Below are 20180 nucleotides of genomic sequence, written 5' to 3'. Positions count from 1 at the left end.
GAGAGTAACGGGTCAGTCGACGAGGACTGTGGCGAACGTCCCCACTTCGTCGAAACCGACGCTGCGATAGGTGGCCCGAGCCGCGGTGTTGAAACTGTTCACGTAGAGACTCGCGATCCGCCCCTGGCGAGCGATCGCGGCGGCGACCGCTGCGGTCCCGGAGGCGCCGAGCCCCCTGCCTCGTTGCTCCGGGTCCACCCAGACCCCCTGGATCTGTCCCACGCGGCGGGACATGGACCCGATCTCGGCCTTGTAGACCACTCGCCCGTCCTCGAAGCGGGCGAACACCCGGCGCGCCGAGATCAGCGCAGCCAGACGACGGCGGTACGACCGTCCGCCGTCACTCGCGCACGGGTCGACGCCGACCTCGCCGCGGAACATCTCGACGGCCGCGGGAAAGTAGGCCTCGAGGTCGGCGGTGCGGACCAGTCGAACATGCGGGTCCGGTTCGATCGCGGGGGCTCCGCGCAATGCGAGCAACGGCTGCTCGGGCCGGATCTCACGTGGAGTGCCCCACTCGGACTCGACTCGGTCCCACAGCCCGAGGGCCAATTCAGCATCGCCGACGACCGACGTGCACATACGCGGCGCGCTGAGCACTCGGTCGGCGAAGTAGTCGAGGTCGTTGGCGTCGCCGACGAGCGGCATCAGGTTGGCTCCCGAGAAGCACAGGGACTCCCCCGGCGTCGACGCGCTCCACATCTCACCGCCGAGCAGGCGTGGAATGATCCCGTACGCCTCGATGCGCGCCGCAACCATGCAGGACGCGACCGGATCTGCGTCGAGAGCGCGCGTGACCGCTTCCGCGTCCCGGGCCCCGAGCGGACGGCCGCCGAGCAGTCGAAGCACGTCGCACCTCCGATAGTCAGGTCAGTGACGTCAATCAGGTCAGGGACGACCTCACGGACTCGGACATCAACTGACGGACACCGTCGGTGTCCCGCTACCAGTGTCCTCTGTGCTCTCGGCGATACGCAGCGCTTCGGCGATCAATGTCTCGACGATCTGGGCTTCGGGTACGGTCTTGACGACTTCGCCCTTGATGAAGATCTGGCCTTTGCCGTTCCCCGATGCCACGCCGAGGTCGGCCTCGCGCGCCTCGCCCGGCCCGTTGACGACGCACCCCATCACGGCGACCCGCAACGGAACCTCCATGCCTTCGAGGCCTGCGCTGACCTCGTTGGCCAGCTTGTACACGTCGACCTGCGCGCGACCGCACGACGGGCAAGAGACGATCTCCAGCTTGCGGGGACGCAGATTGAGCGACTGCAGGATGGCGTCGCCGACCTTGATCTCCTCAGCAGGCGGCGCCGACAGCGAGACGCGGATCGTGTCGCCGATGCCGTCGGAGAGCAGCGAACCGAACGCGACGGCCGATTTGATGGTGCCTTGGAACGCGGGCCCGGCCTCGGTGACGCCGAGGTGCAGCGGGTAGTCGCTCTGCGCGGCGAGCTGACGATAGGCCTCGACCATGACTACCGGGTCGTTGTGCTTCACCGAGATCTTGATGTCGCCGAAGCCGTGTTCCTCGAACAGGCCCGCCTCCCACAGTGCGGACTCGACGAGCGCCTCGGGCGTCGCCTTCCCGTACTTCTTGAGCAGACGCGGATCGAGGGAGCCCGCGTTGACGCCGATACGGATCGGGATGCCTGCGTCGCCTGCGGCCTTCGCGACCTCTTTGACGCGGCCGTCGAACTCTTTGATGTTGCCGGGGTTGACGCGGACGGCGGCGCAGCCCGCGTCGATCGCGGCGAAGATGTACTTCGGCTGGAAGTGGATGTCCGCGATCACCGGGATCTTCGACTTCCGGGCGATCGTGGCGAGCGCGTCCGCGTCCTCCTGACGCGGGCAGGCGACGCGGACGATGTCGCAGCCCGACGCCGTCAACTCGGCGATCTGCTGAAGCGTCGAGTTCACGTCGTGCGTCTTGGTCGTACACATCGACTGCACCGAGATCTGATGGTCGCTCCCGACCCCGACGGATCCGACCTGGATCTGTCGGGTCTTCCGGCGCGGCGCGAGCACGGGCGGCGGCCCGGCGGGCATCCCGAGGCCCACGGCCAGCGGTCCGGACGATTCAGTCATTGACATCACTCCTATATTCGCTTGCCAGACTACCGGTCAGAAGATGCGGATCGGGTTGATGATGTCGGCCGTCACGGTCAACACCATGAACGCCCCCATCACCGCGACGACCGCGTACGTCAGCGGCAGCAGTTTGTAGTAGTCGACGGGTGCACCGTCCGACCGCCCGAATGCGCGGCGGAGCAGATTGCGCACCTTCTCGTAGATCGCGATGATCATGTGCCCGCCGTCGAGCGGCAGCAGTGGCACGAGGTTGAACGCTCCGAGGAAGAAGTTGATGCTCAGCAGCAACCCGAAGAACAGGTCCCAATAGCCGCGCTCGACCGCCTCGCCCCCGAGCCTCGAGGCTCCGACGACGCTGACCGGGGTGTCGGCAGCGCGTTCGCCGCCGGTGACGGCGGTCCACAGGTCGTCGATCTTGGACGGTAGCGACGCGAGCGACTTGACGGTCTCCTCGGCGATGTCGCCGGTGAACGAGACGGCTCCGCCCCACACCGACGTCCAGTCGTAGTGGGCGACGGTGACCCGATCCAGGGTCACGCCGATCGCGGGCACCGTGACCGGAACGAGAGTGCCGTCGTCCTTCTCCGTCATGCGCTGCACTTGGGTGACGGGAATCGTCACGTCCATCGTCTGACCGTCGCGGTGCACGGTCAGCCGGGCCGACGACGTCGAATCGCGCACCTTGTCGACGAGGTCGGACGAGTTCGCGACTTCCGCACCGTTCACCGCGACGATCTGATCGCCCAGGCGCAGTCCCGCCTCCTCGGCGGGCGCCGGGCCCGTGCACTCGACCGGATTGCCGGTCGCGTCCGTCGTCGGCGCGACGCAGGAGAGCGCGGTCGCGTGGACCGGCTGGTCACCGAGGATCGGCAGCCCCCATCCCAGTGCCAGCACGATGATCAGGATGAAGCCGAGAATGAAGTTCTGCACCGGACCTGCGATCATCACGACCAGGCGCTTCCACGTCTTCTGCTGGTACATGGCGCGACCTTGCTCGGTGACCGAGAGTTCGTCGTGGGGCGTCATGCCCGCGATATCGCAGAATCCGCCGAGCGGGATCGCTTTGAGCCCGTACTCGGTCTCCCCCACGTGCGTGGACCAGACCGTGGGACCGAAGCCGACGAAGAAGCGTCGCACCTTCATTCCGGTCGCCTTCGCCGCGACGTGATGCCCGAGCTCATGCCAGGCGATCGAGATCAGCAGCGCAGCCGCGAACAGCACGATGCCCAGGACGAAACTCAACTACCGACTCCGCTCAGATCACTTCGAGGCCGCGGCGACCAGGGCTGCCGCACGGTCGCGCGCCCAACGGTCTGCTGCCAGAACCTCGTCCAGAGTACCCGGCTTCGACGACCATTGATCTGCGTCGGCGAGCACGTCGGCGATAGTGCCGACGATCCGCGGGAACCCGATGTCCCCCGCGAAGAATCCGTCGGCGGCGACCTCGTTCGCCGCGTTGAACACGGCCGTCAGGCTTCCGCCGACGGTTCCGGCCTCGCGCGCCAGTGAGATCGCCGGGAACACCTCGTCGTCCACCGGCTCGAACGTCCACGTCGCCGACTGTGTCCAATCGCACGCCGCCGACGACCCGGGGACCCGGTCCGGCCAGCCGAGCGCCAGCGCGATCGGCAGTTTCATACTCGGGGGCGACGCCTTCGCGATGGTCGCACCGTCGACGAACGTCACCATCGAGTGGACGATCGACTGCGGGTGGACGGTCACGTCGATCCGGTCGTAGGGCACGTCGAACAACAGGTGAGCTTCGACGACCTCCAGCGCCTTGTTGACCAGCGTCGCGGAGTTCAGGGTGATCATCGGGCCCATCGACCACGTCGGATGCTTGCCTGCCTGCTCCGGGGTCACGTCCCGGACCTGTTCGGCCGTCCAGCCGCGGAACGGCCCGCCCGATGCGGTGAGCACGAGGCGATCCACTTCGTCCGTCGACCCGCCGCGCAGACACTGCGCGATGGCCGAGTGCTCCGAGTCGACGGGAACGATCTGGCCGGGCGCTGCCGCGTCGAGGACGAGCGATCCGCCCGCGACGAGCGACTCCTTGTTGGCCAGCGCCAGGCGGGCGCCGGTCTCGAGTGCCGCGAGGCTGGGGCGCAGACCAATCGCTCCGACCACACCGTTCAAGACGACGTCGGCCTCGACGGTCTCGATCAGCCGGACCATCGCGTCGTCGCCCGCCAGGACGCCGCCGCCGATCCGGTCGGTCAACGCCGCTGCGGCCGCGGGGTCGGCCACCGCGACCCGCGACGGGGCCAGCCCCGTCTCCGCGATCTGCTGACCGAGGAGTTCGAGGTTGCCGCCGCCTGCGCCGAGGCCGACGGCCTCGAACCGATCGGGGTGGTCGGCGATCACCTCAAGAGCCTGGGTGCCGATGGATCCCGTCGAGCCGAGAATCAATACGCGTGTCCTCACGGAAGCCATTGTGACGCACGCGCGGCCCTCGTGTGCGAGCGGTGAGACCACCGAGCGCGCCACGCTCCACCACATGCATACGCGCCACACCCCGCGGGTTATGCTGTAGCCCGAACTACTACCGGCTGTCATAAGGAGTGGACGTGGCAAGCACTGAGGTCGAACAGATCGATACCGGCTGGGTCCGCGAGCCGGCCGATGCGCCGTCGGCCCGCTTCGGCTGGAGCGGTACCGCACCCCGTACCTACGCGATCGCCGCGTTCGTCTCGGGCCTGATCTGCCTGGCCATGCTGGTCGGCAACCACGTCGGCCACGTCGAGGACATCTACCTCATCGTGATCGCCGTCGGACTGATCGGTTTCGCGGGTTACAAGATGATCCCGCGCAAGGGCGCCTGGCGACGCTAGAAATCGCAGACAGCAGGGCCGGACACCGTATGGTGTCCGGCCCTGCTGCTTGTGTCGGGTCGTAAGGAGAACGGCGTCCTAGCGCTCTTCGGCCGCCAACTGGCCACATGCCGCGGCGATCTCCTGTCCGCGCGTGTCGCGGACGGTGCACGAGATCCCTTGTTCGCGGACTCGACGCACGAACTCGGCCTCGACCGGTTTCGGGCTCGCGTCCCACTCCGAGCCCGGTGTCGGGTTGAGGGGGATGACATTGACGTGCGCGAGACCGCCGAGCTTGTGTCGGAGCTTCTCACCGAGCAGATCGGCACGCCACGGCTGGTCGTTGACGTCCCGGATCAGCGCGTACTCGATGGAGACGCGTCGACCCGTCTGGTCGGCGTAATAGCGAGCGGCGTCGAGCACCTCGGTCACCGACCAACGATTGTTCACGGGCACCAGAGTGTCGCGGAGTTCGTCGTCGGGTGTGTGCAGGGAGACGGCGAGCGTCACGGCCAACCCTTCGTCGGCGAGCCGCCTGATCGCGGGGGCCAGGCCGACGGTCGAGACCGTGACGTGTCGCGCCGAGATGCCAAATCCGTCTGGGGCGGGACGGGTGATCTTGCGAACGGCGTCCACCACTCGCTTGTAGTTGGCGAGCGGCTCCCCCATGCCCATGAAGACCACGTTGGACAGTCGCCCGGGTTCGCCCATGTCGCCGTCGCGAACAGCCCTCGCCGCGGCACGCACCTGGTCGACGATCTCCGCCGTCGACAGATTGCGGTCGAGTCCGCCCTGCCCGGTCGCACAGAACGGGCAGGCCATGCCGCAGCCGGCCTGCGACGAGATGCACAGGGTGTCTCGGTCGGTGTAGCGCATGAGGACCGATTCCAGGAGCGTCCCGTCGTGCAGGCGCCACAGCGTCTTGCGAGTGCTGCCGTCGTCGACCTGCTCGTGCCGGACCGGCGTCATCAGCGTCGGGAACAGCGCCTCGCCGACTGCATCGCGCTTGGCTGCGGGAACGTCGGTCATCTCGGCGACGTCGCCCGTCAACCGGCCGTAGTACTGCTTCGCGAGCTGATTCGCGCGGAACTTCGGGAAGCCCAGATCGGTGACTGCTTTGATTCGCCCCGCCTCGTCGAGGTCGGCGAAATGAGTGGGCGGACGCCCGCGTTTGGGCGCGTCGAAGACCAGCGGCAGAGACGTCATGCCCTCATTCTCTCACGGAGCGCGCACATGTCCGCTCCACACAGGATCACGATGCGCGCAGGATCACAGGAGAATCGTCAGCACCGCCCAGGTGACGAGCGCCGACGGGAGCAACGAGTCGAGGCGGTCCATGATGCCGCCATGGCCGGGGAGCAGGGTGCCCATGTCCTTGATGCCGAGGTCGCGTTTGACCTGAGACTCGACGAGGTCGCCGGTGGTCGCGACGATCACCATCAACGGGCCGAGCGCGATTCCCACCCACCAGGCCGCGTCGAGCAGGAACATCGAACACAGGACCGCGCCGACCGTCCCGACGACGAGCGAGCCGACGAATCCCTCCCACGATTTCTTCGGGCTGATCGCCGGAGCCATCGGATGTCTGCCGAACAGGACTCCGGCGGCGTAGCCGCCGATGTCCGAGCAGACCACCACGATCACGAGCGTGAGCACCCGGAAGTTGCCCTGGTCCTGCGCAACCATCTCGGTGCCGAACGTCGCCAGCATCGGCAGCCAGGCCAGCACCAACACAGACAGCGACAGGTCGCGGACGTAGTTCTGCGGAGCGTTCGAGAGCCCCTGGGCGAACAGCTTCCACACCATCAGCACGAGCACGGTCGCGGCGAACGCGACGAACGACGCCTCGATCCCCCACGGCCACGAGACCCAGATGGTGACCTGTCCGCCGACGAGGAGCGGCCAGAACGGCACCCCGAAGTCGCCGTCGTGCAGTCGCTTGCAGACCTCCCACGTCGCGATCCCCAACGCGACGGAGACGATGCCGTACCAGGCCATCGGCACCAACGTTAGGACCGCGATGAGCACGGCGCCGAGGCCGGCCCCCACCGCGATCGCCGCGGGGAGGTTTCGGCCGGCCTTGGACGTCGTGGGGGTCGTCATACCTCGAGCAGCTCGGCTTCCTTGTTCTTCACGAGCTCGTCGACCGCGTCGGTGTACGAATGCGTGGTCTTGTCGAGTTCCTTCTCGGCGCGGGAGACCTCGTCCTCGCCCGCCTCGCCGTCCTTCTGGATGCGCTTGAGCTCGTCGACGGCCTTGCGACGCACGTTGCGGATCGCGACCTTCGCATCCTCGCCCTTGCCGCGCGCCTGCTTGCCCAAGTCCCTGCGACGCTCCTCGGTGAGTTGCGGGATCGCGACGCGGATGACGTTGCCGTCGTCCGTCGGGTTGACGCCGAGATCGGAGTTGCGGATCGCCGTCTCGATGTCACGCATCAGCGACGGCTCGTAGGGCTTGATGACCACCAAGCGGGGTTCGGGCGTGTTGATGCCCGCGACCTGAGTGATCGGAGTCATCGCGCCGTAGTAGTCGATGACGACCTTGTTGAACATCGCCGGGTTGGCACGGCCGGTCCGGATGGACGCCATGTCGTCGCGTGCGACACTGACGGCCTTCTCCATCTTCTCCTCGGCGTCGAGCAGAGCTTCGTCGATCATGTCGATGTCCTTATCTTGTTGAGAAGAGTCTCTAGGGTGCCGGTTCGGTGCTGACGAGCGTTCCGATCGTCTCACCCGCGACCGCGCGTGCGATGTTGCCCCGTTCGAGGAGGTTGAATACGAGGAGCGGCATGTTGTTGTCCATGCAGAGACTGAACGCCGTCGCATCGGCCACCTTGAGCTCCTTCTCGATCACCTCGCGGTGGGTGATCTCGTGGAACAGCTCGGCGTCCGGGTTGGTGCGCGGATCATCGGAGTAGACCCCGTCGACGCCCTTCGCAAGCATGACGACCTGGGCCTTGATCTCGAGGGCGCGCTGAGCCGCGGTCGTGTCGGTGGAGAAGTACGGCATACCCATGCCCGCACCGAAGATCACCACACGCCCCTTCTCCAGATGCCGCACGGCACGCAACGGGAGGTACGGCTCGGCGACCTGACCCATCGAGATCGCCGACTGCACTCGCGTGATGATGCCGCGCTTCTCCAGGAAGTCTTGCAGCGCAAGGCAGTTCATCACAGTGCCGAGCATGCCCATGTAGTCCGACCGCGCGCGGTCCAGGCCTCGCTGCTGCAACTCGGCTCCCCGGAAGAAGTTGCCACCGCCGATGACGATGCCGACCTGCACACCGTCGGCCACGACCTCGGCGATCTGGTCGGCGACAGCGGCCACGACATCCGGATCCAGACCTACTCTGCCACCCCCGAACATCTCACCACCGAGCTTGAGAAGCACTCGCCGGTAACCGCCGGCCGGCGCACCGACTGGAGCCTGAGCAGTCATCAATCCTCTTCCGCTTCGACGTCGTGGTCTCGGCAGCACTCAGCGCCGCCGAAACCGATCCCATTCATCTTAGAAGAAGGCTCGTCGAATACGCCGACCGGCTGCGAACCGGGTGTCGGAACAACCGAACCGTTGACGTCGTCGCCGCCGTGTGCCACAGTTAAGTAGTCGCTTACTTAAGGAGATGCTTACGTATGGATCGTATCGATCCGCTGAGTGCCACGTTCCAGGCCCTCGGCGACCCGACCAGACGGCAGATCCTCGAGCGACTCGCCCACGGCCCGGCGACGGTGTCCGTTCTCGCCGAACCACTGGCCATGAGCAGACCCGCCGTCACACAGCACCTGAACGTGCTCGAGCACGCCGGGCTCATCGTCCGCACCAAGCAGGGACGTTGGCGGACCTGCGAGATGCGCGAGGAACCGCTCACGCAGGCGCAGGCGTGGGTCGTCGAGCACCGCAGCATCTGGCTCGAACGGTTCGCTCGACTCGAGGAGACCCTCGAAGCACTCGAAGTCGCTCGAACAGCCACCACATCCGAGACAACGGAGAAGGAGTAAGAAAGATGACCACCGACACCGAGAAGCAGTTCACCATCGACTACAGCTTCAATGCCTCACGCCGCCGAGTCTGGGAGGCGTGGACCGACCCGAGCATCGCCATGCTCTGGTGGCATCCGCACGACGTCGTCGTCAAAGAAGGGTCGCTGTACATCGACCTCCGCGAAGGCGGCTCGTACGGCTACACGATGGTGATCCCCGACGGGACCGAGTACCCGACCGTCGGCGCCTACACGAAGATCGTGGAGCCCGAACTGTTGCAGTTCACCTGGGGCGCCGACACGTCGTCCGCCACCGCCGAGGCGATCGATCAAGAGCCGCCGCTGATCACCGTGGAGCTCAGCGAATCAGGCGACGGCACGTGCGACATGCGATTCCACGTGCAGGGCGTCGCCGACGACCGCGGATCCGAGCACGGCATGTACGACGGCTGGGTTGAGGCGTTCGAGGAGCTGACCACCGCGCTCGCACACATCCACCAGTGAAGACGACGAGAGCCCGGCACCCCGTGAAGGAGTGCCGGGCTCTTGTCGGAATTCAACCGATCAGGTCGCGGACCAGATCAGACCTGTCCGACCTCGAAGCGGCTGAACGCGACGACGGAGGCGCCTGCCTCGTCGAGGATCGCCTTGACCGTCTTCTTCGAATCGGTGACCGACGGCTGGTCCACGAGGACGACGTCCTTGAAGAAGCCGTTGACGCGACCTTCGACGATCTTCGGCAGCGCCTGCTCGGGCTTGCCTTCTGCCTTCGCGGTCTCCTCGGCGATACGACGCTCGCCCTCGACGATGTCCGAGGGGACCTCGTCGCGGCTGGCGTACTTCGCCTTCAGAGCTGCGACCTGCATGGCGGCGCCGCGAGCGGCCTCCGCAGCGGTGTCGCCCTCGCCGGTGTACGAGACCACGACGCCGACTGACGGCGGCAGGTCCGACGCACGCTTGTGCAGGTAGACGGCGACCGGGCCGTCGTACGATGCGACGCGCTGCAGGACCAGCTTCTCGCCGATCTTGGCCGACAGTGCTTCGACGGCCTCGGCGACGGTGCCGTCGCCCAGCTTGGCTGCCGACAGCTCGGCGACATCGTTGGTCCGCAGTTCGACTGCAGCACCGAGGACGTCGTCGGCGAGCTTCTGGAACTCTTCGTTCTTGGCGACGAAGTCGGTCTCGCTGTTCAGCTCGACCATGACGCCGTCACGCGCAGCGACGAGGCCCTCGGCGGTGGAGCGCTCAGCACGCTTGCCGACGTCCTTGGCGCCCTTGATACGCAGCTCTTCGACAGCCTTGTCGAAGTCACCGTCGTTGTTGGCCAGTGCGTTCTTGCAGTCGAGCATGCCCGAACCGGTCATTTCGCGCAGACGCTTGACGTCCGCCGCGGTGTAGTTCGCCATGTGCGGCGATCCTCCTTCTTAGGATTCTTCGGTGTGACTAGCCCGCCCCGTCGCCTCGTCGCTGTCCGCAGGGAACCTACGGACAGCGACGGTACGGCGAGGAGACTATGCGGTCACTGCCTATTCTGCGGCAGGAGCAGCCGGAGCGTCGGCCGGAGCGGCAGCGGCCTCGGCCGGAGCGGCCTCAGCTGCCGGAGCGGCCTCAGCTGCGGGAGCGGCCGGAGCGGAGGCCTCGGCGAGCAGATCCTGCTCCCACTCGGCGAGCGGCTCGGCGCCGGCTTCGGGCTTCGCGTCGCCCGAGCCCTGGCCGGCACGCGCCTGCACGCCCTCGGCGACGGCCGATGCGATGACGCGGGTCAGCAGAGCAGCGCTACGGATCGCGTCGTCGTTCGCCGGGATCGGGTAGTCGACGACGTCCGGGTCGCAGTTGGTGTCCAGGATCGCGATGACCGGGATGTTCAGCTTGCGAGCCTCACCGACGGCGATGTGCTCCTTGTTGGTGTCCACGACCCACACGGCCGAGGGAACCTTGGCCATGTCGCGGATGCCGCCGAGGGTGCGGACGAGCTTGTTCTTCTCACGCGTGAGCATGAGGATTTCCTTCTTGGTGCGACCCTCGAAGCCACCGGTCTGCTCCATGGCCTCGAGCTCCTTCATACGCTGAAGGCGCTTGTGCACGGTCTGGAAGTTGGTGAGCATGCCACCGAGCCAACGCTGGTTCACGTACGGCATGCCGACGCGGGTCGCCTCTGCGGCGATCGATTCCTGCGCCTGCTTCTTGGTGCCGACGAACAGGATGGTGCCGCCGTGAGCGACAGTCTCCTTGACGAACTCGTAGGCGCGGTCGATGTACGACAGCGTCTGCTGCAGGTCGATGATGTAGATGCCGTTGCGGTCAGTGAAGATGAAGCGCCTCATCTTCGGGTTCCACCGACGGGTCTGGTGACCGAAGTGTGCGCCGCTGTCCAGCAGCTGCTTCATGGTTACGACAGCCATGAATGTGTCCTCTCTTGCAGTTTGCCGTCCTCCCCCAAGTCGGGTTCGGACCCTGGCGCCCGCAATCGCCTGCACCCGAACCGATTTCAGGGTCCGGGACCGCGCAGGACGACCGGTAGACCTTCGCTTTCGCGAGAGGTCCGCGCGGACGCGCGAAGTCACCCAGGCATACCCGGGTGCGTCGGAAAGACTACTCCAATGCGGCGCGACCAGGCAAATCAATGCAGTTCGCAGTAGGTGCGGCGAGTTGCGGAACCGTGCGAAGACCCGGTGCGTCTGACCTTGTATGAGATCGGTCCGGCCAGGTGTCGTCACGCGTCGAGTTGCTTCCGTGTGGCTCCCGACGGCCGTCTGCCTTCTGCTCGCTCTGCCGTTCGGGTCTACCGCGACCTCCGAGCCCGGATCTGCGTACCGCTGGCCGTTGGCGCCGACGCCCCAGGTGGTACGTCCTTTCGACCCGCCGGCACAGCGCTGGCAGGCCGGCCACCGCGGTGTCGATCTGGCGGCCCGCGCCGACGACGCCGTCCTGTCGGCGCGAGCGGGCACCGTGAACTTCGCGGGAAGCGTCGCGGGCCGTCCGACTGTGTCGGTGATGCACGCCGACGGAATCCTCACCACGTACGAACCGGTGGTGGCTCGGGTGCGTCGAGGCGATCACGTCGGGCGCGGCGAGGTGATCGGACTGCTCGCCGCCGGTCATGACGGGTGCCGGGCGTCGGCGTGTCTGCACTGGGGCGCCCGGCGTGGGCGCGGACGCGACGCCGTCTACCTCGATCCGCTCGGCCTTCTCGGCGTCGTGCAAGTCCGGTTGAAGCCGCTCACGCCCGCGGATGCGCCTGGTCGTGCACGGCCCGCAGACGCTCCACGCTGACGTGCGTGTAGAGCTGCGTCGTCGCCAACGACGAGTGTCCGAGAAGTTCTTGGACCACGCGCAGATCCGCCCCGCCTTCTAACAGGTGAGTGGCGGCGCTGTGCCGCAACCCGTGCGGACCGATCGAGGAGCCGTCGCCGTCGTCGGTGGCGCGGTGCACCACGCTGCGCGCCATCCGCTGGTCCAGCCTGCGTCCTTTGACCCCGACGAGCAGCGCCTCCCCCGACTCTGCAGTGGCCAGGGCCGGACGTCCGCTGCGCAGCCACGCGGTGAGCGCCTTCTCGGCGGGTCCGCCGTACGGAGCCGACCGCTGTTTGTCGCCCTTGCCGATCACCCGGACCACGCGACGGTCCCGATCGACTTCACCGAGGTCCAGTCCGCACAACTCCCCGACTCGGATCCCGCATGAGTACAGGAGTTCGACGATCAGCCGGTCGCGGAGCGCGACGGGATCGGTCGGGTCGGACAGCTCGGGCCGGGCCGCGGCATCGACGGCCGCCGCTGCCGCCTCCGGGTCGAGGACGTGCGGGAGGACGCGGTGCGACTTCGGAGCCTGCAGCCGGGCAGCCACGTCGGTCGCGAGGATCTCTTCGCGAACGGCCCACGCGCAGAACGTCTTCGCCGACGAGACGCGTCGTGCGATCGACGTTCTGGCCGCGCCTCGCCGAGTGTGTTCGGCGAGCCAGGCACGCAGCAGCGCGAGGTCGATGTCGGCGAGTTCGACGCCCCGGGCTCCGGCGAAGCTGATCAGTCCGCGTACGTCGCCGGTGTACGCGCGCACCGTGTGGTCACTACGCGCCTTCTCGTGGCGCAGGTGATCGGCGAATGCGCTTAGGACGTCGGCCATGATGCCCAGGGTAGGCCAGCGACTGCCCCGATCGTGGGAGCAGTGTTCAGACGTTCGACCAGGCTTCTTCGTCCGCCGCGATCGCAGCCTTCTGGTCGGCCTTCCACAACCGGAACCCGTCCTCGGTGCGTCCGCGTCGCCAGTACCCGGAGATCGAGGCGCGCGCTTTGCCCACGCCCCGCTCCTTGCGGATGTATGGGCGGAGGTTCTTCATGACGGCCTGCGCCTCGCCGTGGATGAAGACGTGCGGCTCGCCGTCGAGCCATTCGGCGTCCTTCACCGCGGTGATGATCGGCGCATTGTCGCCTGCGACGTCGTCGGGCGCGTCGTCTGATCCGTATCCGCGGTGGATCCAGGTGATCTCGGCACCGTCCGGGGCGGACAGTTCTACCTCGTCGTCGGGTCCCGCCACTTCGATGAAGACCTTCGCGACGGCGTCCGCGGGCAGTGTCGCGAGCGCTGCGGCCACCGCGGGCAGGCCTGCCTCGTCGCAGGCCAGCAGATGCCACGGGGCCGCCGGATCGGGACGGTAGCCGCTGCCGGGTCCGAGGAACGTGATCGTCTCCCCCGGCTGCACATGTGCCGCCCACGGGCCCGCGAGCCCTTCATCGCCGTGCACGACGAAGTCGACGGCGATCTCGCGCGCCACCGGATCGTGGAAGCGCACGGTGTAGGTGCGCAGTACCGGTCCGTCGCGGTCGGGTTGTGCGAACTGGAACTTGACGTACATGTCGGTGTCGTCGGTCGCCTGGAAGTCGTCGAATCCCGGATCGCCGAACCAGATCCGACGCATGTGCGTCGTCAGGTCCTCGGTGCGCAGCACCGTCATCGTGTTCTGTCGCTTCGCCATTGCGCAGCACCTCCTTCTTAGGTAATCCTAACGAACTGTGCTCTCGAACGTCGGGGCGGGCCGCACGGCGACGGTGTACAACTCTCCCTATGCCTACTCCGACAGCGCCGATCACGCGGACTCGGGCGGCCACGGTCGGGGCCGCGGTTGTGCTGTGCGCCGTCCCGATCGCCGCGTGTTCATCCGGCGGCGACGCTCCCGCCGGCGTCAGCGTCGAACTGCGATCGACGCCCGACCACGGGGCTACCGGCGCAGTCCCCCGGCTGGCCTTGACGGTGCACAACGACTCCGACGCTCCGTGCGCTGTTCCCAAGCACGGCATCGGCAGCGCGATCGTCACGTCGGTGACACGTGACGGGACGGACGTCGCGTCGTCGTCCCGACCGATCCCCACGTTCGCGCCCTCGATCGACGCGGTGCGCGCCGCCCTCACCGCGTTGCCACCAGGCGAGTCGCTCGCCTTGGACGTCCAGACTGCGACCGATCCGCCCGCGGTCGAGAGTCACGTGATCGACGCCGACGGGACGTTGATTCGAACCAGTTGGTCCCTCACGGAGCGCGGCGCGTACCGGATCACGGCCGCGCTTGCGACGCCACCGGCCGCGGCGCGCGACGATCTTCCGCCGCTCTGTGCCCCGACCGATCCGTCGACGGCGACGTTCACCGTGCAGTGACGGCGCCCCAGCGGTCGAGTCGCCGCGGCCCGTGGTCAGATCGTCACCGACGCAGTCGCCACAACCCGCCGTCCTCGTCGACGAGACCCGCGACGTCGAGACCCGCCAGCGCACTGCGCACCGCGTCGACGGGGATTCCCGCGCTGAAGGAGATCTCGTCGATGGACATCGATTCATGGGCGGGCAGAGCTTCGACCACGCGGAACTGGTCCGGCGGCAGCCCGTCGGTGTCGCGGAGCCGCGCCGGTCCACGCGTGTCTTCTCCGTCGGGTGCGACCAGCGACGCGACCCCGTCGACGTCGGCGACGAGCGTCGCCTGACCGTCCGCGATCATCGCGTGCGCGCCGACCGACGTCGCGCTCGTCACTGGTCCGGGCACTGCACCGAGCGGGCGACCCAGTCGAGTAGCCCACGCCGCGGTGTTCGCCGCGCCCGACCGTCGACCGGCCTCCACGACGATCGTCGCACCCGACAGCGCAGCGACCAGGCGGTTGCGCGTGAGGAATCGGTGCTTCGCTGCCGTCGTGCCTGGTGCGTATTCGGAGACGATCAGACCGCGTGTCGCGATCTCGTGCAGAAGCCGTGCATGACCGGTCGGATAGTCGCGGTCGATCCCACAGGCGAGCACCGCCATCGTGCGACCGCCTGCGGCCAATGCGCCGCGGTGTGCGGCTCCGTCGATCCCGTACGCGCCACCGGACACGATTGTCTTCCCGTGGCCGGCCAGGCCGGACGCGAATTGGCCTGCGACGTATTCGCCGTACGACGATGCTGCGCGCGAGCCCACGAGCGCGACGGCCACGTCACCCGACGACGCCAACGTCCCCGGACCTCGCGCCCACAGTGCGAGCGGGCCGCCGCCACGCGCGGCCGTCGATGCACGGTCCAGGACTGACAACGGCCAACCGGGCCACTCCTCGTCGTCGGGAGTCACGAGCCGTGCGCCGATCCGGTCGGCCGTGTCGAGGTCGCGGTCGGACGTGTCTGTCGCATAACGGGCCTCGGTCGCCGCGAGCGCCGCGAGATGACCTGTCGGAGCCTTCCGATCGCGAACCGCTGTCGCCGCATCGATGGCGCCGATCGCCGACACGAGCGCGATCACCGACGCCGACGGCGGCTCCGCGGCCGCTGCGAGATACGCCCACGCTCTGCGCTCGGCGTCGTTCATATCGGTCATCTCCCGGTCCCCCGATCTCGATACATCAATGCTTGCGCGACGTCGTCGGTGTCGGGGCGCTCGCTGCCGCGTAGGTCGGCGAGTGTCCACGACAGACGGAGTGCGCGATCCGCGCCGCGCGCGGTGATCCTCCCCTGTCCGAGGAATGCTTCGATGGGCCGCATCGCTTCCGGCGCAAGGCGATACCGCCGCCGCAGCGCACTGCCCGGTACTTCGGCGTTGGTCAACCAGCCGTGCTCGGCCCACCGTTCCTGGGCCGCCGCGCGCGCGTGTGCGACCCGGGCGGCGACGACCGCCGTCGACTCCCCTTGTTCAGTCATCAGTGCGGTGTTTCCGGGTGGCTCCATGTGGACGCGGATGTCGACCCGGTCCATCAACGGTCCGGACAGCTTCCCGAGGTATCGACGGCGGACGATGGACGTGCACACGCAGTCGACGTCGTTGGCCGGCGCGCACGGACACGGATTAGCGGCCAGCACGAGTTGGAAGCGCGCCGGGTACGACGCCGTGCCGTCGCGGCGTGACACCCGGACGACGCCGTCTTCGAGTGGCTGCCGCAGCGAGTCGAGGACCTTTGCGCCCATCTCTGCGCATTCGTCGAGGAACAGCACGCCGCGATGGGCCCGCGACACGGATCCCGGCCGGGCCATCCCGGTCCCGCCGCCGAGGAGCGAGGTGATGCTCGCGCTGTGGTGCGGCGCGATGAACGGCGGCGTCTCGATGAGTGGCCGGTGCGCGGGGAGCATGCCCGCGACCGAATGAATCGCCGTCACTTCGAGCGACTCGTCGTGGCCGAGTGGCGGCAGGATGCCGGGCAACCGGCAGGCCAGCATCGTCTTCCCGATTCCCGGCGGGCCGGTCATGAGCACGTGATGAGCTCCAGCCGCAGCCACTTCGAGTGCGTGCCGAGCCGCGGGTTGCCCTACGACGTCGGTCATGTCGGGGATCGGAGCGGGCGAGGGCCCCGATTCGGTGTCGGACACCGTGTCGAGAGCGCGATCCCCGGCGAGCCATGCGACGACGTCCGACAGCGAGTCCGCGCCGCCGATGTCGAGTCCGTCGACGAGCGTGGCTTCGCGAACGTTCCCGACCGGGACGACGGCACGCCGGAAGCCCGCAGCGCGGGCGCCGAGGAGTAACGGCAGGACGCCGCGCACCGGCCGAACCCGTCCGTCGAGCGCCAGTTCGCCGACCAGGACCGTCTCACCGAGAAGCGTGGTCTGCGCCTGACCCGTGGCGATCAGCACCGAGATCGCCATCGGCAGGTCGAACCCCGCACCGGACTTCGGCAGGTTGGCCGGAGCCAGCGCGACGACGATCTTCTTCTCCGGGAACTTGGCGCCGCTGTTGCCGATCGCCGCACGCACTCGGTCCTTCGCCTCGCGCAGCGACGTGTCGGCGCTCCCGCTGATGATGAACCCGGGCAGCCCGTTGCTGATGTTGGCTTGAATCTCGATGACGTCGGCGGCGAATGCGTTCAGACCCACCGAGTGGACCCGTCCCAAGCCGCTCATGACCGTGTCCTCACTCGACGACGCCGGCGTGGTGTGCCAGCGTCGCGCGTTCGAGGTCTTCGGGATCGGCGAGGTCGAGCCGGATCGACACGACGTCGAATCGAATCACCGGCCAGTACCGCTCCTGTTCGGACAGCCACTGCCGCGCGACGAGGCGCATGGTCCGCAATTTCTGCGGCGTCACGGCCGCGACCGGATCGCTGAAGGTCCGACTCGCCCGCGTCTTCACCTCGACGATGACGAGCGTGTCGCCGTCGGCGGCGATCAGATCGAGTTCGCCGTACCGCGTCCGCCAGTTGCGGTCCAAGACCTCCCACCCGAGGCCTGCGATGTACTCGGCGGCGACATCTTCACCGAGCCGACCGATTTGTCTGCGCCGGTCCGGGCGCTTCGTCGTGTCCCCCATGCGCAGACAATGACTGACAGACCCGACGTGCGGAAGATGATTTCAGCCAGATCCGCCAATCTGTGGAGAACGCAGAATCCATCCACAAATTCACCTGGACGCTTAACCCTCTCGTTGGTGTCACCTGGTGACACCAACGAGAGGGTCAAGCGAGATCGTCGATCACGGCTCGTCGGGTAGCCGCAGCTCCGCGCGCTCGAGTTCTTCGACGTTGACGTCCTTGAAGGTCACGACGCGCACCTGTTTGACGAAACGAGCCGGGCGGTACATGTCCCACACCCACGCGTCGGTCATGTGGATCTCGAAATACACTTCACCGTCGTTGCTTCGCGGGATGAGATCGACGCCGTTCGCGAGGTAGAAACGGCGCTCCGTCTCCACGACGTAGGTGAACTGACCGACGATGTCCTTGTACTCCTTGTACAGAGACAGCTCCATCTCGGCTTCGTACTTCTCGAGATCTTCAGCGCTCATCATGCAAGCCTATCGCGGACGTTTCGGTACGAGAGCCGGTGCTCTCCCGACGGACCGAGCGCGTCGAGTCGCGCCATGTGGCGAGCCGTGCTGTACCCCTTGTGAACTGCGAAATCATAGCCGGGGACCGCGTCGTCCATGGCGACCATGATGCGGTCACGCGTCACCTTCGCCAAGACGGACGCGGCCGCGATGCACGCCGCTGTCGCGTCTCCGCCGATCACCGGGAGCGAGGGTGCGGGCAGTCCCGGAACCTGGAACCCGTCGGAGAGCACGTAGCCCGGTCGCACGTCGAGCCCTGCGACTGCGCGACGCATCCCCTCGATGTTCGCCACGTGCACGCCGATCCGGTCGACTTCGGCGGCAGGCACCACGACGACGCTGTGGCTGACGGCATGCCGGTGCACCGCGTCGAACAGCCGCTCACGCGTCGCCTCGGACAGTCGTTTGGAGTCGTCGAGGTCGGCGAGCGATTTGAGTTGCGTCGGACCGAGCACACACGCCGCGACGACCAGCGGCCCGGCGCACGCGCCGCGTCCTGCCTCGTCGACGCCTGCGACCGGTCCCAGCCGGTGTCGCGCAAGCGTGAATTCGAGAGTGCGTAACGACGCTGCTTTGCGGACCGGTGAACGCGGCGGCCAGCGGTCGGAACGAGTCGTCGTGGACGAAGTCATCTGGAATCGGGGCGGTCTGTCGGGGTGGATCAGCTCTGCGGGTCGTGGTCGCCCACGCCGCCGATCCTCGAGAACGGGAACAGGATGAAGCGGACCTTGCCGCGGATATCGTCGACCGGCACCGTGCCGTGGTACTGGTCCTCCTGGTGGAAGCGCGAGTCGGCAGAACTCGACCGGTTATCGCCCATGACCCACACGTTGCCGTCGGGAACCTTGAGCGGGCCGAAGTCGTCGCCGTAGCAGGACCCGCCGCCGAGGATGCCCTCGGTCGACGTGTTGGTGTCGACTTGAAGATCCTTGTCGATGTACGGCTCGTCGAGCGGCTTCCCGTTGACGGTCACGCCCTTGCCGTCGGCGTTGTGGCATTCGACGGTCTGGCCGCCGGTCGCGATCACTCGTTTGACGAGATTGTTCTCGTCTGGCGGCGCCAGCGCGACCCACGACAGGACGTCTTGAATCTTGTGGATCACGGGATTGGACGATCGGGGCGACTGCCACGTGCCGTCCCACGACTCCGACGGAGCCTTGAACACGACGACGTCGCCGGGCTGCGGCTCGCCGAACCGGTACGCCATCTTGTCGATCACGATGTGGTCGTTGCTGCACCCGTAGCAGCCGTGGAGCGTCGACTCCATCGATTCGGACGGCACGACGTACTGACGGAAGAGGAACTGGGTGAACACGAACATCAAGACCAGGACGATCGCGACGACGATCGCGATCTCCTTGACGATCTTTCCGAAGCCCGAAGACTTCGCGTCGTCACCTGTGGCGTCGCCGTCCTTGATCACGAATTTCGGCTCGTCGTCGGTACTGTCATTCACTCGGTCAGCGTAGCGGCTTCACGTGTGAGGCAGCGAAAAGACCCCGATCACTGCGAGCGGCAGCGGTCGGGGTCTTTGGCTTAAGCGACTCAGATCAGCGCTTTTCCTTGATCTTGGCAGCCTTGCCGCGCAGATCGCGCAGGTAGTACAGCTTGGCGCGACGCACGTCACCGCGGGTCAGAACGTCGATCTTGGCGATGTTCGGGCTGTGCACCGGGAAGGTACGCTCCACGCCGACGCCGAACGAGACCTTGCGGACGGTGAACGTCTCGCGCACGCCGCCGCCCTGGCGACGGATCACGACGCCCTTGAACACCTGGACACGCTCTTTGGAGCCCTCAATGACCTTGACGTGCACGTCAAGGGTGTCGCCAGCGGCGAAGTCGGGGACGTCGTCGCGCAGCGACTGCTTGTCGAGGAAGTCGAGGGTGTTCATGTCTGGATCCGTTTCGTTCGGCTGGACAGAGGAACCTGGCGGCCCTGCTCGCAGGAGGCCTGCAGCGGGTTCGACCGGTTCGTGCCCGAATCATTGGTCTTCGTGCGCTGAGCGCGACAGACGCGTCGGCACAGGCAACCTGAAACATTCTGCC

At 67.1% G+C, this 20180-nt stretch carries 24 protein-coding genes; 5 read left to right on the top strand and 19 right to left on the bottom strand.

The window, feature by feature from the left end; translation table 11 throughout:
- Positions 1-12: 12 nt before the first annotated feature.
- The 4 genes from L5G32_RS04660 to dxr form a co-directional block, all read right to left on the bottom strand.
- Entirely contained in the window at positions 13-849 is an 837-nt protein-coding gene (locus L5G32_RS04660; protein WP_237009854.1) for a GNAT family N-acetyltransferase, read from the bottom strand.
- A 66-nt stretch (positions 850-915) separates the two neighbouring features.
- Positions 916-2085 carry a flavodoxin-dependent (E)-4-hydroxy-3-methylbut-2-enyl-diphosphate synthase gene (gene ispG, locus L5G32_RS04655; RefSeq protein ID WP_237009853.1) on the bottom strand — a complete coding sequence of 390 codons (1170 nt, stop codon included), beginning with the start codon at positions 2083-2085 and terminating at the stop codon, positions 916-918.
- A 36-nt stretch (positions 2086-2121) separates the two neighbouring features.
- On the bottom strand, positions 2122-3330 hold the full coding sequence (locus tag L5G32_RS04650; RefSeq protein ID WP_237009852.1) for a M50 family metallopeptidase: 1209 nt from the start codon (positions 3328-3330) through the stop codon (positions 2122-2124).
- Positions 3331-3348: 18 nt separating this feature from the next.
- A complete protein-coding gene (gene dxr / locus L5G32_RS04645) occupies positions 3349-4521 on the bottom strand; it encodes a 1-deoxy-D-xylulose-5-phosphate reductoisomerase (RefSeq protein WP_237009851.1) in 1173 nt (390 codons plus the stop codon).
- A gap of 134 nt (positions 4522-4655) precedes the next feature.
- On the opposite strand from dxr, the gene L5G32_RS04640 reads away from it, so the two are divergent.
- Positions 4656-4919, top strand: a complete 264-nt coding sequence (locus L5G32_RS04640; RefSeq protein WP_237009850.1) for a DUF2631 domain-containing protein — start codon at positions 4656-4658, stop codon at positions 4917-4919.
- Positions 4920-4997: 78 nt separating this feature from the next.
- Here the strand turns inward: L5G32_RS04640 and rlmN are convergent, their stop codons facing one another.
- The 4 genes from rlmN to pyrH form a co-directional block, all read right to left on the bottom strand.
- Complete coding sequence (gene rlmN / locus L5G32_RS04635; RefSeq protein WP_237009849.1) at positions 4998-6104, bottom strand: dual-specificity RNA methyltransferase RlmN; 1107 nt, start codon at positions 6102-6104, stop codon at positions 4998-5000.
- Between the two features lie 63 nt (positions 6105-6167).
- Positions 6168-7001, bottom strand: coding sequence for a phosphatidate cytidylyltransferase (locus tag L5G32_RS04630; RefSeq protein ID WP_237009848.1), 834 nt, complete (start codon positions 6999-7001; stop codon positions 6168-6170).
- A complete protein-coding gene (gene frr, locus L5G32_RS04625; RefSeq protein ID WP_237009847.1) occupies positions 6998-7555 on the bottom strand; it encodes a ribosome recycling factor in 558 nt (185 codons plus the stop codon). The genes L5G32_RS04630 and frr overlap by 4 nt, the downstream gene beginning before the upstream one ends.
- Before the next feature lie 31 nt (positions 7556-7586).
- A complete protein-coding gene (gene pyrH / locus L5G32_RS04620) occupies positions 7587-8336 on the bottom strand; it encodes a UMP kinase (RefSeq protein ID WP_237009846.1) in 750 nt (249 codons plus the stop codon).
- 194 nt (positions 8337-8530) lie between these two features.
- Here pyrH and L5G32_RS04615 point away from each other — a divergent pair, with 194 nt between their 5' ends.
- A complete protein-coding gene (locus tag L5G32_RS04615) occupies positions 8531-8896 on the top strand; it encodes an ArsR/SmtB family transcription factor (RefSeq protein ID WP_237009845.1) in 366 nt (121 codons plus the stop codon).
- A gap of 5 nt (positions 8897-8901) precedes the next feature.
- Entirely contained in the window at positions 8902-9381 is a 480-nt protein-coding gene (locus L5G32_RS04610; RefSeq protein ID WP_237009844.1) for an SRPBCC family protein, read from the top strand.
- 77 nt (positions 9382-9458) lie between these two features.
- Here L5G32_RS04610 and tsf read toward each other — a convergent pair whose 3' ends face one another.
- Complete coding sequence (gene tsf / locus L5G32_RS04605; RefSeq protein WP_237009843.1) at positions 9459-10283, bottom strand: translation elongation factor Ts; 825 nt, start codon at positions 10281-10283, stop codon at positions 9459-9461.
- Between the two features lie 120 nt (positions 10284-10403).
- A complete protein-coding gene (rpsB, locus tag L5G32_RS04600) occupies positions 10404-11279 on the bottom strand; it encodes a 30S ribosomal protein S2 (RefSeq protein ID WP_237009842.1) in 876 nt (291 codons plus the stop codon).
- A gap of 331 nt (positions 11280-11610) precedes the next feature.
- Here rpsB and L5G32_RS04595 point away from each other — a divergent pair, with 331 nt between their 5' ends.
- Positions 11611-12150, top strand: a complete 540-nt coding sequence (locus L5G32_RS04595; protein ID WP_372491635.1) for a M23 family metallopeptidase — start codon at positions 11611-11613, stop codon at positions 12148-12150.
- On the opposite strand, the gene L5G32_RS04590 is transcribed toward L5G32_RS04595, so the two are convergent.
- Positions 12098-12997, bottom strand: a complete 900-nt coding sequence (locus L5G32_RS04590) for a tyrosine recombinase XerC (RefSeq protein WP_237009841.1) — start codon at positions 12995-12997, stop codon at positions 12098-12100. The genes L5G32_RS04595 and L5G32_RS04590 overlap by 53 nt on opposite strands.
- A gap of 46 nt (positions 12998-13043) precedes the next feature.
- Complete coding sequence (locus L5G32_RS04585; RefSeq protein WP_237009840.1) at positions 13044-13847, bottom strand: siderophore-interacting protein; 804 nt, start codon at positions 13845-13847, stop codon at positions 13044-13046.
- A gap of 89 nt (positions 13848-13936) precedes the next feature.
- On the opposite strand from L5G32_RS04585, the gene L5G32_RS04580 reads away from it, so the two are divergent.
- On the top strand, positions 13937-14521 hold the full coding sequence (locus L5G32_RS04580; protein WP_237009839.1) for a hypothetical protein: 585 nt from the start codon (positions 13937-13939) through the stop codon (positions 14519-14521).
- A 43-nt stretch (positions 14522-14564) separates the two neighbouring features.
- Here L5G32_RS04580 and dprA read toward each other — a convergent pair whose 3' ends face one another.
- The 7 genes from dprA to rplS all read right to left on the bottom strand — a co-directional run bounded on the left by dprA (position 14565) and on the right by rplS (position 20026).
- Positions 14565-15698, bottom strand: coding sequence for a DNA-processing protein DprA (dprA, locus tag L5G32_RS04575; RefSeq protein WP_237009838.1), 1134 nt, complete (start codon positions 15696-15698; stop codon positions 14565-14567).
- A complete protein-coding gene (locus L5G32_RS04570) occupies positions 15695-17212 on the bottom strand; it encodes a YifB family Mg chelatase-like AAA ATPase (protein ID WP_237009837.1) in 1518 nt (505 codons plus the stop codon). Before L5G32_RS04570 ends, dprA begins: the two co-directional genes overlap by 4 nt.
- 10 nt (positions 17213-17222) lie before the next feature.
- Positions 17223-17618: a YraN family protein gene (locus L5G32_RS04565; protein WP_237009836.1), complete on the bottom strand. Its 396-nt coding sequence runs from the start codon at positions 17616-17618 to the stop codon at positions 17223-17225.
- A 162-nt stretch (positions 17619-17780) separates the two neighbouring features.
- Positions 17781-18092, bottom strand: a complete 312-nt coding sequence (locus tag L5G32_RS04560) for a DUF2469 domain-containing protein (RefSeq protein ID WP_237009835.1) — start codon at positions 18090-18092, stop codon at positions 17781-17783.
- Positions 18092-18766, bottom strand: coding sequence for a ribonuclease HII (locus tag L5G32_RS04555; RefSeq protein WP_237009834.1), 675 nt, complete (start codon positions 18764-18766; stop codon positions 18092-18094). The genes L5G32_RS04560 and L5G32_RS04555 overlap by 1 nt, the downstream gene beginning before the upstream one ends.
- A 29-nt stretch (positions 18767-18795) precedes the next feature.
- Complete coding sequence (lepB, locus tag L5G32_RS04550; RefSeq protein ID WP_372491634.1) at positions 18796-19590, bottom strand: signal peptidase I; 795 nt, start codon at positions 19588-19590, stop codon at positions 18796-18798.
- A gap of 94 nt (positions 19591-19684) precedes the next feature.
- Positions 19685-20026 (bottom strand): 50S ribosomal protein L19, encoded by a 342-nt coding sequence (rplS, locus tag L5G32_RS04545; protein WP_236997456.1) that lies wholly within the window; start codon positions 20024-20026, stop codon positions 19685-19687.
- Positions 20027-20180: the final 154 nt, after the last annotated feature.

Source organism: Gordonia zhenghanii (assembly GCF_021738965.1).
Taxonomy (GTDB): Bacteria; Actinomycetota; Actinomycetes; order Mycobacteriales; family Mycobacteriaceae; genus Gordonia; species Gordonia zhenghanii.
The sequence above is the reverse complement of the archived record's forward strand: the minus strand, read 5'-3'. Positions and strand labels throughout refer to the sequence as shown.